At 66.4% G+C, this 13,774-nt stretch carries 13 protein-coding genes and 1 pseudogene; 12 read left to right on the top strand and 2 right to left on the bottom strand.

What is annotated here, in order from left to right:
* Positions 1 to 3: 3 nt before the first annotated feature.
* Both flgM and flgA read right to left on the bottom strand, forming a co-directional pair.
* Positions 4 to 312, bottom strand: a complete 309-nt coding sequence (gene flgM / locus AC1Q7H_RS07450) for a flagellar biosynthesis anti-sigma factor FlgM (RefSeq protein ID WP_013951955.1) — start codon at positions 310 to 312, stop codon at positions 4 to 6.
* 161 nt (positions 313 to 473) lie between these two features.
* Positions 474 to 1,265 (bottom strand): flagellar basal body P-ring formation chaperone FlgA, encoded by a 792-nt coding sequence (gene flgA, locus AC1Q7H_RS07445; RefSeq protein ID WP_492381085.1) that lies wholly within the window; start codon positions 1,263 to 1,265, stop codon positions 474 to 476.
* Between the two features lie 244 nt (positions 1,266 to 1,509).
* Here flgA and flgB point away from each other — a divergent pair, with 244 nt between their 5' ends.
* From flgB to flgL, 12 genes and pseudogenes are all read left to right on the top strand, one after another.
* Positions 1,510 to 1,917, top strand: a complete 408-nt coding sequence (flgB, locus tag AC1Q7H_RS07440; protein WP_013951957.1) for a flagellar basal body rod protein FlgB — start codon at positions 1,510 to 1,512, stop codon at positions 1,915 to 1,917.
* Between the two features lie 24 nt (positions 1,918 to 1,941).
* Positions 1,942 to 2,349 (top strand): flagellar basal body rod protein FlgC, encoded by a 408-nt coding sequence (gene flgC / locus AC1Q7H_RS07435; protein WP_010812667.1) that lies wholly within the window; start codon positions 1,942 to 1,944, stop codon positions 2,347 to 2,349.
* 55 nt (positions 2,350 to 2,404) lie between these two features.
* Positions 2,405 to 3,076: a flagellar hook assembly protein FlgD gene (gene flgD, locus AC1Q7H_RS07430; RefSeq protein WP_013951958.1), complete on the top strand. Its 672-nt coding sequence runs from the start codon at positions 2,405 to 2,407 to the stop codon at positions 3,074 to 3,076.
* A 68-nt stretch (positions 3,077 to 3,144) separates the two neighbouring features.
* A complete protein-coding gene (gene flgE, locus AC1Q7H_RS07425; protein ID WP_013951959.1) occupies positions 3,145 to 4,386 on the top strand; it encodes a flagellar hook protein FlgE in 1,242 nt (413 codons plus the stop codon).
* A 26-nt stretch (positions 4,387 to 4,412) separates the two neighbouring features.
* The gene (locus AC1Q7H_RS07420) at positions 4,413 to 5,156 is read left to right on the top strand and encodes a flagellar basal body rod protein FlgF (RefSeq protein WP_013951960.1); all 744 of its coding nucleotides are present in this window, start codon (positions 4,413 to 4,415) and stop codon (positions 5,154 to 5,156) included.
* Between the two features lie 54 nt (positions 5,157 to 5,210).
* Positions 5,211 to 5,996: a flagellar basal-body rod protein FlgG gene (flgG, locus tag AC1Q7H_RS07415; protein ID WP_010812663.1), complete on the top strand. Its 786-nt coding sequence runs from the start codon at positions 5,211 to 5,213 to the stop codon at positions 5,994 to 5,996.
* An 11-nt stretch (positions 5,997 to 6,007) separates the two neighbouring features.
* Positions 6,008 to 6,706, top strand: a complete 699-nt coding sequence (gene flgH, locus AC1Q7H_RS07410; protein ID WP_153954580.1) for a flagellar basal body L-ring protein FlgH — start codon at positions 6,008 to 6,010, stop codon at positions 6,704 to 6,706.
* Entirely contained in the window at positions 6,690 to 7,859 is a 1,170-nt protein-coding gene (locus tag AC1Q7H_RS07405; protein ID WP_013951962.1) for a flagellar basal body P-ring protein FlgI, read from the top strand. The genes flgH and AC1Q7H_RS07405 overlap by 17 nt, the downstream gene beginning before the upstream one ends.
* A gap of 2 nt (positions 7,860 to 7,861) precedes the next feature.
* On the top strand, positions 7,862 to 8,905 hold the full coding sequence (flgJ, locus tag AC1Q7H_RS07400) for a flagellar assembly peptidoglycan hydrolase FlgJ (protein ID WP_211979576.1): 1,044 nt from the start codon (positions 7,862 to 7,864) through the stop codon (positions 8,903 to 8,905).
* A gap of 309 nt (positions 8,906 to 9,214) precedes the next feature.
* Positions 9,215 to 10,170: pseudogene (locus tag AC1Q7H_RS07395) on the top strand (IS110 family RNA-guided transposase); the annotation flags it as partial.
* A gap of 256 nt (positions 10,171 to 10,426) precedes the next feature.
* A complete protein-coding gene (gene flgK / locus AC1Q7H_RS07390) occupies positions 10,427 to 12,352 on the top strand; it encodes a flagellar hook-associated protein FlgK (RefSeq protein WP_211979577.1) in 1,926 nt (641 codons plus the stop codon).
* 46 nt (positions 12,353 to 12,398) lie between these two features.
* Entirely contained in the window at positions 12,399 to 13,628 is a 1,230-nt protein-coding gene (flgL, locus tag AC1Q7H_RS07385; protein WP_492381084.1) for a flagellar hook-associated protein FlgL, read from the top strand.
* Positions 13,629 to 13,774: the final 146 nt, after the last annotated feature.

The following is a 13,774-nucleotide window of genomic DNA, read 5'->3' as shown; positions in this document are numbered from 1 at the left end:
GGGCTAGCGGGGTTCGGCCTGGCCAAGCTCGCGCAGGGTCGCGAGCAGGCCGTCGGCAATCTTGCCCGGGTCGATCCTGATCCGGCCCTCGGCGATGGCCTGGCGGATCTCTTCGACCTTGGCGGTGTCGATATCGTCGTCCGTGGGCTGCATCAGGCGGGCGCTGATGTCGCGTACCTGGGCGGCCAGCGGGCTGACGCTCAGGCCGGCGGACGGCGCCGCGGCGCTGGCCGGCGCGGCCTGGGGCCGGGCGGCGGCGTCGCCCGCGGGGGCGTCGGCGGGCCGGGACGAGGCGGTGTGGTTGATCTTCACGGGGCGTTCCTTGCTGGTTTCCTATGGCATTACGGTCGCGCCGGCGAATTCTTTAGGGCGCTCGCCCCGATTTCGACGCGCAGCGGTTTCGGCGGCATTTTCGCATGCCGCTTGCCACGGGTTTCCAGTCTTTTGGCCACGATCAAGGCACTTACGGTGGGCTACTGCAGCACCACGGTGTCGCCGCTGCGTACCAGCCCGTTGACCACCTGGCCGCTGCGCAGGCGTACCTGCACGGTGTTGCCGGTGGCGGCATCGGCCAGCACCTTGCCTTCGCTGGTGATCTGGAAGGCATCGCCCTCCACGGCCACGGTGACGGTCTGGCCCTGGCGCACGGCGATGCCCTTGCGCAGCAGGTCGGCGCGTATCGGCGAGCCCGCGGCAATACGGTTGGCGGTGACCGCGCCGGCAAGCTGCGCCGGATCGGTGATCACCGCGCGTGGCAGCGTGCCCAGGTCGCCCTGGCGGACTTCGATATCGGCCTGGCTGACCGGCTCGCCCGGGCCCAGCGCGCGTGCGGCGACGTAGTAATCAGTCAGCACCGACACGCGCGCCTGCATGTAGCGCACCCACGGCCGCTCGCCGCCGCAGCGCACGCCGACGGAGACGCGGCCCCACGTCGACGTGCCGGCGGGCAGGAACGGGTCGGGCGCAAGGCAATCCGGCGCGCGGCCGCCCGAAGGCGGCGCCACCTGCACGCTGACCTTGCCCGGCAGGCCGGCGGTCTGCTGCAGCAGGAAGCGTTCGACGGCAACGCGCGCGGGGTCTTCGGCAAAGGGGCTGGCAGCGGGGTTGCCTGCATAAGCAGCCTGCTGCTGGCCGTGCGCGGCCGGCGCCTGCATGGCGACGGGCATGACCTGCGCCGGCGCGGCACCGGCGGCGGCCGGCCCAAGCAGGCAGGCCGCCAGCAGGGCTTGCGCCAGGCTGCGGGCGTTGCGGCGATTCTGTTTCATCTGGACTTCCCGGCAAGGACGGCACGGCATGGATGGCATGCCTGGCGCACCGCCCCGTGACTGGCCGCGCGCCCGTTTACATCTGTCATCGGGGTCCCATTGTAGGCAGCCCCTCGCGCGAGGGCAGGCCGAAATGCATGGATTTCCCGTCCTTATTCATCCGATTGGCGTGACAGGTCGCCGCCTAAGATGGCAACCCTGAAGAAGGTCGTTCGCTCCGTTCATGTGAGCAGGGAGATGCCAGATGATTGACAGACTCGACGCGGCACTACGTTTCCAGCAGGAAGCGCTGAGCCTGCGCAACCAGCGGCAGTCGGTGATTGCCTCCAACATCGCGCACGCGGACACGCCCGGCTACAAGGCGCGCGACTTTGATTTTTCCAGCACGCTGGCGCAGAGCGTCGAACGCGGCCACCGCAATGAAGGCATGTCGCTGTCCACCACCTCGATACGCCATCTGCCCGCGCAGGCCCCGGGGCGCGAGGAATTCGACCTGGCCTACCGCATCCCGCTGCAGTCCAGCGTCGACGGCAACACCGTGGAAATGGATACCGAGCGCGTGGCCTTTGCCGACAACGCCGTGCACTTCGAGTCCGGCCTGACGGTGATGAATTCGAAGATCAAGACCATGCTGGCCGCGATCCAGCAATAAATCGAGCAGTAAGGGAGAGAGCGCATGCCGGCAATGAACATCTTCGACGTCGCGGGCTCGGCCATGGCCGCGCAGTCGCAGCGCATGAACGTGACCGCCTCCAACCTGGCCAATGCCGACAGCGTGGTCAGCCCCGACGGCCAGGCCTATCGCGCCAAGCAGGTCGTGTTCGGCATGGCGCCCACGCCGGGGCAGACGGACATCGGCGGCGTGCAGGTGCGAGGCGTGTCGGAAGACCCGTCGCCGCCGCGCATGGTGCACAACCCTACGCACCCCATGGCCAATGCCCAGGGCTATGTGGTGATGCCCAACGTCAACCCGGTGGAAGAGATGGTCAACATGATCTCGGCCTCGCGCTCCTACCAGGCCAACGTGGAAGTGCTCAACACCGCCAAGAACATGATGCTCAAGACGCTGACGATCGGCCAGTGACAAGCCCCGGCCTGTATCGGCAACGCCTCCACCCGCACGCAGACAACGAACCGACATGACAACCACCTCCGCGGTAGGCAGCAACAGCAACACCCAGGGTATCAACGATGCCCTCAAGAGCGGCAGCGCCAGTGCGTCCGAGCTGCAGAACAACTTCCTGACCATGCTCGTTACGCAGATGAACAACCAGGACCCGCTCAACCCGATGGACAACGCGCAGCTGACCTCGCAGCTGGCGCAGATCAGCACGGTCAGCGGCATGCAGACCATGAACGCCACCCTGTCGCAGTTGCTGTCGCAGGTCAGCGCCAGCCGCGCCATGGACTCCGCGGCGCTGATCGGCCATACCGTGATGGTGCCGGGCAAGCAGGTGTCGGTGGCAGGCGGCGTACCGGGCAAGTTTGGCCTGGACCTACCGTCGACCGCGGATGCGGTCACCGTCGACGTGCTCGACAAGGACGGCAACGTGGTGCGCACCATCGACATGAAGGGGCAGACCGCGGGCGTGCACAACGTCGCATGGGACGGCAAGAACAACGCCGGCGCGGCCGTGGCCGACGGCGACTACACCTTCAAGGTGACCGCCACCGCCAACGGCACCTCGGTGCAGCCGGTGGCGCTGGTCTACGGCAAGGTCCAGAGCATCAGCGGCGACGCCAGCGGCGTGCTGGTGGACCTGGGCGACGGACAGACCGCGAACGTCGACGACGTACGGCGCATTCTCTAAAACGCAGGTGCCGGCAGCGCACAGGCGCCGGCCGGCTTCAATGACAGCCTAGTCAAAAGGAAGCAATCATGGGTTTCGGTCAAGGGGTAAGCGGCCTGAACGCCGCCGCGTCCAATCTGGACGTGATTGGCAACAACATCGCCAATGCCAACACGGTTGGCTACAAGCAATCGGCCGCGCAGTTTGCCGACATCTACGCGGGCACCAAGATCGGCCTGGGCGTGCGCGTGAACTCGGTGGTGCAGTCCTTCAACCAGGGCAATATCGAAGCCTCCGGGCGTGCGCTGGACGTGGCCATCACCAACGGCAACGGCTTCTTCCGCCTGACCAGCCCGGAAGGCGCGGTCTACTACTCGCGCAACGGCCAGTTCCAGCGCCAGGAAGACGGCCGCATCACCAATATGCAGGGCCTGCAGGTGACCGGCTATCCCGCCGGCGTGGCCGGCGGTGCCGGTGTGCAGCCGCAGCCGCTGGTGGTCAGCAACGCGCAGATGGAGCCCAAGGCCACCAGCAACATCACGGCCAAGTTCCAGCTGGATTCGCGCAGCAAGGTGCCGGCCAACCCGTTCCCGACGGCAGCCGTGCCGCCGGCGACGACGCCCGCGCCCGACAGCAGCATGTTCAACTACAGCACGGCGATCAACGTCTATGACTCGCTGGGCAACAAGCAGCAGCTGATGGCGTACTTCGCCAAGTCAGGGGGCGCGCCCACTGTTGGCGGCGGCACTGACTGGAAGATGTATGTCACCGACGTCAACGGCAACCCGGTCGGCGGCGCACCGCTCACGCTCGCGTTCGACAACGCCGGCGCGCTGAAGTCGCCCGCGGCCAATGCCGTGACCCTGACCCAGCCGGCCGCCAACGGCGCGCAGGCCATGACGATGGCGCTGGACCTGACCGGCACCACCCAGTTCGGCGCCGACAACGACGTCAAGCAGCTCAGCCAGAACGGCTACACCTCGGGCAGCCTGCTGGGCTTCTCGGTCAATGGCGACGGCACCATCACCGGCAGCTATTCCAACGAGCAGACCAAGCCGCTCGGCCAGATCGTGATGGCCGCATTCGGCAACGTCGAAGGCCTGAAGCCGGAGGGCGACAACGTGTGGTCGGCCACCGGTGCCTCCGGCCAGGCGCTGGTCGGTACGGCCGGCGGCAGCATGGGCACGCTGCGCTCCAATGCGGTGGAAGCTTCCAACGTGGACCTGTCCGGCCAGCTGGTCAACCTGATCGTTGCGCAGCGCAACTACCAGGCCAATGCGCAGACCATCAAGGCGCAGGACACGGTCATGCAGACCCTGGTCAACCTGTGACCGCCACGCTGAGCTGAGCCGCCGCCATGGACCGCATGATCTACACTGCCCTGTCGGGCGCCAAGCAGATACTCGACCAGCAAGCAGCGGTATCGAACAACCTCGCCAACGTCTCCACGCCGGCCTTCCGCGCGCAGGTCAACCTGTACCGCGCGGTGCCGGTGGTGGGGCCGGAGGCGGGGACGCGCGCCTTTACGCTGGCCTCGACCCCCGGCGCCGACATGCGCGCCGGTCCGCTGACCTACACCGGCCGCACGCTGGATGTAGCGCTGCAGGGCAATGGCTGGCTGGTGGTGCAGGCACCGGACGGCACCGAGGCCTACACCCGTGCCGGCGCGCTGCAGGTGGCGCAGGACGGCCAGGTGCAGACCATCTCCGGCCTGCCGGTGATGGGCGACGGCGGTCCGCTGGCGGTGCCGCCAGGCTCGCAGGTAACCATCGGCACCGACGGCACCATCACCGCGCGCGGCCCCGGCGAAGCCTCCGCCGGCCTGGCGCCGGTGGGCCGGCTGCGCGTGGTCAACCCGCCCAACGACGCCATCGCGCGCGGCGATGACGGCCTGTTCCGCCTGCGCCCCGGCGCCCAGCCGCTGGAGGCCGATCCCACTGTGCGCGTGATCTCGGGCGCTCTGGAAGGCAGCAACGTCAACCCGACCGAAGCCATGGTCGAGATGATTGCCAATGCCCGCCGCTTCGAGATGCAGATGAAGATGATCCAGGGCGCCGACGGCAACGAGCAGCGCGCCAACCAGCTGCTCTCGACCAACTGACCTGAATGACTGACCGGCACGGCGCGCCGTGCCAGGACCAACGCAAGGACCACCATGATCCGCTCTCTCTGGATTGCCAAGACCGGCCTCGATGCGCAGCAGACGCAGATGGACGTGATCTCGAACAACCTGGCCAACGTGTCGACCAACGGCTTCAAGCGCGGCCGCGCGGTGTTCGAGGAACTGATGTACCAGACCATCCGCCAGCCCGGCGCGCTGTCGTCGGACCAGACCACGCTGCCTTCCGGCATGCAGCTGGGCACCGGCGTGCGCCCCGTGGCCACCGAGCGCATCCACACCCAGGGCAACCCGCAGCAGACCGGCAATGCCAAGGACGTGGCCATCCTGGGCCAGGGCTTCTTCCAGGTGGCGCTGCCCGACGGCACCACCGCATACACGCGCGACGGCTCGTTCCAGGTGGACCAGAACGGCCAGCTGGTGACCTCCAGCGGCTTCGTGATCCAGCCCGCCATCACCATTCCGGCCAATACGCTGTCGATGACCATCGCGCGCGACGGCACCGTGTCGGTGACGCAGCCGGGCTCCAGCGCCAACGTGCAGGTGGGGCAGCTGCAGCTGGCCACCTTCATGAACCCAGCCGGCCTGGAAAGCATGGGCGAGAACCTGTACGTGCAGACCGATGCCTCGGGCGCGCCCAACACCACCGTGCCGGGCCTGAACGGCGCTGGCGTGGTGCAGCAGAACTACGTGGAAGCGTCCAACGTGAACGTGGTGGAAGAACTGGTCAGCATGATCCAGACGCAGCGCGCGTATGAGATCAACAGCAAGGCCGTGCAGGCATCCGACCAGATGCTGCAGCGCCTGTCGCAACTGGGTTGATTGGTGTGAACATGGCCACCTTGCTTTCCCGCCTAGGCGCGCATGCGCTGGTTTGCCTGGCCGGCGTGGCAATGCTGGCCAGCGGCGGCTGCGCGCTGATGCCGCGCGAGCCGCTGGTGCAACTGCCCACCACCGCGCGCGCAGAGCCGCGGCCGATGGGCCCGGCTTCCGGCTCGATCTACCAGTCGTCCTACGCCGGCAACCCGCTGTTCGAGGACCGGCGTCCGCGCAATGTGGGCGACATCCTGACGATCCTGATCACGGAGAACGTCAACGCCAGCAAGAATTCCGGCACCAATGCCAGCCGCACCGGCAACACCGCGCTGGCGTTCGACGCCGTGCCGCGCGCGCTCAGCGGCCTGTTCAACAGCAGCAGCAACGCCAGCATCAACGGCGCCAACACCATGAAGGCCAGCGGCGGCGCCAGCGCGGCCAATACCTTCAACGGCACCATCACCGTGACCGTGCTGGAGGTGCTGACCAACGGCAACCTGGTGGTCTCCGGCGAAAAGCAGATGGCCATCAACCAGGGCGCCGAGTTCATCCGCTTCTCCGGCGTGGTCAATCCGCGCACGATCACCGGCGACAACGCCGTGCTGTCGACGCAGGTCGCCGATGCGCGCATCGAATACACCGCCAAGGGCGTGATCGACGAAGCGCAGAACATGGGCTGGCTGCAGCGCTTCTTCCTCAATGTTTCTCCGTTCTGACCGCGCCATGTCCGCTCCCATGCTCGCCCGTTTTCTGTCCCGCCTGCTGCGCCTGAGCGTGATCAGCCTGGCGCTGGGCGTGGCCTTCGGAGCCTTTGCCACCGTTGCCAAGGCCGAACGCCTGAAGAACCTGGCCACGTTCCAGGGCGTGCGCGAGAACCCGCTGGTGGGCTACGGCCTGGTGGTCGGCCTGGACAACACCGGCGACCAGACCATGCAGACGCCGTTCACCACGCAGAGCCTGACCAACATGCTCTCGCAGCTGGGGATCACGCTGCCGGCCGGCAAGAACATGCAGCTCAAGAACGTGGCGGCGGTGATGGTGACCGCCTCGCTGCCCGCGTTCGCGCAGCCCGGCAGCCAGCTGGACATCGTGGTGTCGTCGATGGGCAATGCCAAGAGCCTGCGCGGCGGCACGCTGCTGATGACCCCGCTCAAGGGCGCCGACGGCCAGGTCTATGCCATCGCCCAGGGCAATATGCTGGTGGGCGGCGCGGGGGCGTCGGCCAACGGCAGCAAGGTTCAGATCAACCAGCTGGCGGTGGGGCGCATCGCCAACGGCGCGATCGTGGAGCGCGCGGTGGCGCCGTTCCAGCCAGATGGCGGCGTGCTCAACCTGGAACTGAAGGATACCGATTTCGGCACCGCCGAGCGCGTGGTGGAAGCCATCAACCGCTCCATGGGCGGCGGCGTTGCCGCGGCGCTGGACGGGCGCGTGGTGCAGGTGCGTGCGCCGGCGTCGGCGGCCGCGCGCGTGGGCTTCCTGGCCCGCATAGAGAACATCGACGTGACCCCGGCCAAGGCCGCGGCCAAGGTGATCCTGAACGCCCGCACCGGCTCCATCGTGATGAACCAGGCCGTGACCGTGGAAGACTGTGCGGTCGCGCACGGCAACCTGTCGGTGGTGATCAACACGCAACCCGTGATCAGCCAGCCCGCGCCATTTAGCGAAGGGCGGACGGTGGTGGCGCCGGTGTCGCAGATCGACATGAAGCAGCAGGGCGGCTCGCTGCAGATCGTCAAGGCGGGCGCCTCGCTGGCCGCCGTGGTCAAGGGGCTGAACGCGCTGGGCGCAACTCCGGCCGACCTGCAGACCATCCTGGAAGCCATGCGCGCGGCCGGGGCGCTGCGTGCCGAGCTGGAAGTGATCTGACCATGAACACGGCACGACCCCCGCAGGCGGCGGAGCTGACGCAGCGCTTCGCGCTGGACACGCAGGGCTTCGAGGCGCTCAAGCACAGCGCGCGCGGCGGCGCCGACGCCAATACGCTGCAAGCCGTCGCCAAGCAGTTCGAGGCGGTGTTCACGCAGATGGTGCTCAAGAGCATGCGCGATGCCACGCCGCAGGACGGCCTCTTCGACAACGAGCAGAGCAAGCTCTATATGTCGATGATGGACCAGCAGCTTGCGCAGCAGATGTCGTCGCGCGGGATCGGCCTGGCCGATGTGATGGTGCGCCAGCTGGCGCGTGCCACGGGCACGGCGATGCCGGCCGGCATGAGCGCCATGAGCCCGGCCGAGTCAGGCAAGGCGGCCGATGCCGAGATGGCAAGGCTGCTCGACAGCCGCGGCGCCGGGGCGGTCCCGGCCGACGCCGGCGAGCAGGCCGACCTGCCGGCGCTCGGTACCATCGTGCCGGGGCAGAACTGGAATCCCACGGCCGGCCTGCGCCAGTACCAGCCGCAGTGGTACGCGGACCGCGGCCAGGGTGAGGACAAGCTGGGACGGCTGCCGGACGACGCGCCGGCCCACGTCAGCGCCTTTGTCGCCCGCATGGCCGGACCCGCGGAAGCCGCCGCGCGCGCCAGCGGCGTGCCGGCGCGGCTGATCGTAGGCCAGGCCGCGCTGGAATCCGGCTGGGGCCAGCGCGAGATCACGCACGCCGACGGCTCTACCACCTTCAATGTCTTCGGCATCAAGGCCGGCGCCAGCTGGAAGGGGCGCGTGGCGGAGATCACCACCACGGAATATGTCGACGGGCAGCCGCAGAAGGTGCGGGCGAAGTTCCGTGCCTATGGCTCGTATGACGAGGCCTGTGCCGACTATGCCCGCCTGCTGACGAACAACCCGCGTTACGCGGGCGTGGTCAGCGCGGCGTCTGCTGAAGAGGCGGCGCATGGCCTGCAGCGCGCGGGCTATGCCACCGATCCGGCGTACGGGCACAAGCTGGTGAAGATCATGAAGAAGGTGGCGGCCTGAGGGCAGGGGTGTTGCCCTAGCGCCGGCCGTAGCTGACACCGTATGGTCGCGGCACCCCTCTCCCGCCTGGCGGGAGAGGGGTGGGGGAGAGGGCAGGAGCGTCCCTTGCAAGAGAGGATATCGCGAGGCACAGGCCTACCCTCTCCCCCGGCCCCTCTCCCGCAAGCGGGAGAGATGGTATGAACACCGCCGCCCTTCGGGGCTAGCGTAGGCACTCGGCCGGAAATGCAAAGGGGCTCTCGCTTGACCGACGGCATCGATGTGCCAAGGTGAAAGTTCGACCAATCACTTGAGGTAAGGAGAGCCCGAATGAATGCTACGACATACGGACTGGATATTGCAAAGTCGGTTTTCCAGATGTATTGGGTAGACCCCTCCACTGGCCAGATCCATAACCAACGCTTCTCCCAGCCCCGGCTGATTCAGTTTCTGTCCAACTGTCCGGCCGGTCACTTTGCCCTGGAAGCTTGCGGCGGCTCACACTGGTGGGCGCGCAAGATCCAAAGTTTGGGGATCAAGCCACCATGCTCAATCCGCGCTATGTCCGCTCGTTCGTACGCACCAACAAGACTGATGCTGCCGATGCGCGTGCCATATGGACGGCTGCACTCCAACCGGGGATGCCCGGCGTGCCGGTAAAGACTGAGGCCCAGCAGGCTCTGCTGGGCTTGCACCGGATTCGCTCCGAGCTGGTCGACACGCGTACACGGCGAGTCAATCAGCTTCGCGGATTGCTGGGCGAATTCGGGCTGCACTTCACCGCAGGTCGCCACGCCGGGTTGGCCGAAATACGCGCCCGTCGGGAAGAAATTGAGAACGCCGTGCCGCCTGTGCTGTGGTCGGCCTTGGCCCGGCAACTGGATGAAATCCGGCGTGAGGATGAGCAAATCCTGGAAATAGAGCGCGAGATCGCCAACTGGCTGCGCAGCCATCCCGCGGGGCAGACCGTCGAAGAGATTCCGGGCATTGGTCCGATTACCGCCTCGGCCCTGGTGGCGACCATGGGCTCTGCCCAAGCCTTCCGCTCAGGCAGAGCCTTCGCGGCAAGCTTGGGTCTGGTGCCAAGACAGTCGGGCTCTGGCGGCAAAGTACAGTTGGGCGGGATCAGCAAACGGGGCGACCCATACCTGCGGCGCCTGCTCATCCATGGGGCTCGCATCGTGCTGACCCGATCCAGAAAACGGCCGGCCTGGGCTGAAGCCCTGCTGGCACGTCGCCCCACCCCATTGGGCCACCAAGCCCGCCATGAGAGATTAGGACGTTCCTAGCTACTTCCATCGAGGCCGCGGTCATATCACCGCACAAGGCCGGATATAAGACCGCAGCCGATACCTAACACGTCAAAACACTTAACCCAAACCTTGGCATCCGGGCGGTGTTCATATAAGGGGAGCAAACCTGCAGGATCTGGAGAACGCCACTTCCACACCTAAAGTCCCGCCCCCAACCAGCCGATAACTTCCACATCCACCACCGCCGGCCCTCGCCGCGGCAGTCCCATCCATCCGGGGTCAGAGCACAATGTCTCTCTTCAGTATTGGTCTTTCCGGCCTGAACACCGCGCAGAACGCGCTGACGACGACCGGCCACAACTTTGCCAATTCGGCGACCGAAGGCTATTCGCGCCAGAACACCATCGTGGCCTCGGCCGGCGGCCAGTACACCAGCCAGGGTTTCTATGGCTTCGGCTCCAACACCACCACGGTGATCCGCGTCTATGACGAGTTCCTGACCGGCCAGCTGCGCGGCGCCACCTCGGCCAGCGCATCGCTGGCGGCGTACTCGGACCAGATCGCCCAGATCGACAACCTGCTCGCCGACCAGAAGGGCGGCCTGGCGCCGCTGATGCAGAAGTTCTTCGCGGCGGTGCAGGCCGTGGCCGACACCCCCGCCGATCCGGCAGCGCGCCAGGGCATGCTATCGGCCGGACAGGCGCTGGTGGGGCAGGTGCGCTCGGCCAGCAACTACTTCAAGCAGCTGCAAGCGGGCGTCAATGAGCAGGTCGGCACCGCCGTCACGCAGGTCAACGCGTATACCAAGCAGATTGCCAACCTGAACCAGGAAATCACCCGCCTGAAGGCTGCCTCCGGCGGCCAGCCGCCCAACGATCTGCTGGACCAGCGCGACCAGGCCGTGGCGGAGCTGACCAAGCTGGTCGGCGCCAAGGTGGTGGTGCAGGACAGCGGCACCTACAACGTCTTCGTCGGTAACGGCCAGCCGCTGGTGATGGGCAATGACGCGTACGCGCTGAAGGCGGTTGCCTCGGCGGCCGATCCCAACCGTACCGTGGTGGCCTATACCCTGCCCAACGGCAATGTGTTCGAGAGCGAGCCGGGCGCGATCACCGGCGGCTCGCTGGGCGGCCTGCTGCAGTTCCGCACCGAATCCCTGGACGCGGCGCAGAGCGCCATCGGCCGGCTGTCGCTGGCGATCGGCCAGAGCTTCAATGCGCAGCACGAGCTGGGCATTGACCTGAACGGCGCCATTGGCACCGACATGTTTGCACTGGGTGGTGCCACCGCCATCCCCAACGCCAACAACACCGTGAAAACCACGGTGGCAACGGCCAAGATCGCCAATGCCTCGGCCCTGACCACCAGCGACTACAAGCTGCAGTTCGACGGCACCAACTACACGCTGACGCGCCTCTCCGACAACCAGCAAGTGGTCGCGCCGGTGCCCGCCGGCGGCGCCAGCTATCCGCTGCAGTTCAGCGCCGACGGCTTCACCGTCGAGATCAATGCGGCGATGGGCACCAACGATTCGTTCACGATCCAGCCCACGCGCAATGCCGCCACCGGCTTCGACATGGCGATCAGCGACCCGGCCAGGATCGCCGCGGCATCGCCGGCACACGTCGAAGCGGGAGCCTTGAACAAGGGCAGCGGCACGGCAAGCCTGAGCAACGTCGCGCCCGGCTTTACACTGCCGGCCGCCAATATCACTGCCGAGTTCGACGGCAGCCTCAACAAGTACGTCTTCAAGGTTGGCGGCACCGTGATGGCGCCACAGCCGGTGGGCGTAGCCAACGGCAGCAATACCGACTTCACCCTCAACGGCCTGACCTTCAGCTTCGGCGGCACGCCCAAGGCCGGCGACACCTTCACGCTGGTCAGCAACGCTGGCGCGGTCAAGGACAACGGCAACATGCTGGCGCTGGCCAAGCTGCAGAACGCCAAGACTATCGGCGGCGTGTCCAGCTTCAGCGAAGGCTACGCGCAGCTGGTCAACGACGTCGGCACGCGCGCCAAGTCGGTCAAGATCGCCTCGGCCTCGCAGGACAGCATCACCACGCAGATCAAGACCGCGCAGCAATCGGTGTCCGGCGTCAACATGGACGAGGAGACTGTGTCGATGCTGCGCTTCCAGCAGCTGTACCAGGCCAATGCCAGGGTGATCCAGACGGCCGGCACGCTGTTCGACACCATCATCGGCATCGGCAGGTAAGCGGCGGCACCCAAAAGCGTCAGCAGAGTCAGAAGAGGTAACCAATATGCGCGTTGCAAGCTCCACCCTGTACCAGCAAGGCCTGGCTTCGATGAACTACCAGCAGGGCTCGCTGCTGCATATCCAGCAGCAGCTCGGCACCGGCCGCAGCATCCTGACGCCGTCCGACGATCCCGTCGGCGCCACCCGCGCGCTGGGCGTGAGCCAGGCACAGGCCGTCAACGGCCAGTACGCAACCTCGCGCAAGCAGGCCAATATCGCGCTGGCCGCGGAAGAGAACGCGCTGCAGTCCGTGACCACCGTCACGCAGAACATCCAGACGCTGCTGGTCCAGGCCGGCAACGGCACCATGAGCGATGCCGACCGCGGCTCGCTGGCCACGGCGCTGGAAGGCCTGTATAACCAGTTGGCGGGACTGGCCAACTCCGACGACGGCAACGGCCAGTACCTGTTCGGCGGCACCCGCTCCGGCAGCGCGCCGTTCACGCAGAGCACGGGCCCCGGCACCTACATCGGCGACAACGGCCAGCAACTGCTGCAGGTCGATGTGGCGCGCCAGATGCCCGCCGGCAACACCGGGCGGGAAGTGTTCATGAGCGTGACCGGCGGCGCCGGCTATGTTGTCAAGGGCAATGCCAACAACACCGGCAGCGCCACGTTCGGCACGGTGTCGACCACGAACCCCAGCGATCCCAACTATGGGCTCTCGATGGAGGTCAAGTTTGCGACCAATGCCAGCGGCCAGATGGAATACACCATCACCGACCTGTCGGCAGGCACGACCCCCGCACCGGTCGTGAAGGGCCCCGTTGCCTACACGTCGCCAGCCCATATCGACGTCGCCGGCGTCAGCTTCAACGTGACCGGCGACCCCAAGGACGGCGACACCATGACCATGGATCCCGCCAGCAAGGCCGGCACCGACATGTTCGCCAACCTGCAGACGGTGATCGACACGCTGCGCCAGCCCATCCCCAACAACAGCGATCGGGCCCATCTTGGCAACGTCATCTCCACCGCCACGCGCCAGTTCTCCAACTCGCTCGACAACGTTCTGACCGTGCGCGCATCGGTGGGCTCGCGCATGAATGAACTGGATGCGCTGGACGACGTGGGGTCCAATCGCGACCTGACCTATGCGCAGACGCTGTCGGGGCTGCAGGATCTGGATTACGCGAAGGCGATCACCGAGTATTACCAGCGGCAGACAGCGCTGCAGGGGGCGCAGCAGTCGTTTATGCAGATTCAGGGAATGAATTTGTTTAAGTATTTGTAAGGCGGGTGGGGCGCCCGATATTGAGGAAGTGGCAATGAAAAATACATAACTGCGAAAACCACAAATAAATAGGTGCTCAGCACATCCCAATCAGGCTGTATTCCTTGTCCAGTAAGGCTGGCAGCTATATTTTTGCGATGATGCGC

This window comes from Cupriavidus sp. GW823-FHT06D04 (assembly GCF_058795055.1).
The sequence above is the reverse complement of the archived record's forward strand: the minus strand, read 5'-3'. Positions and strand labels throughout refer to the sequence as shown.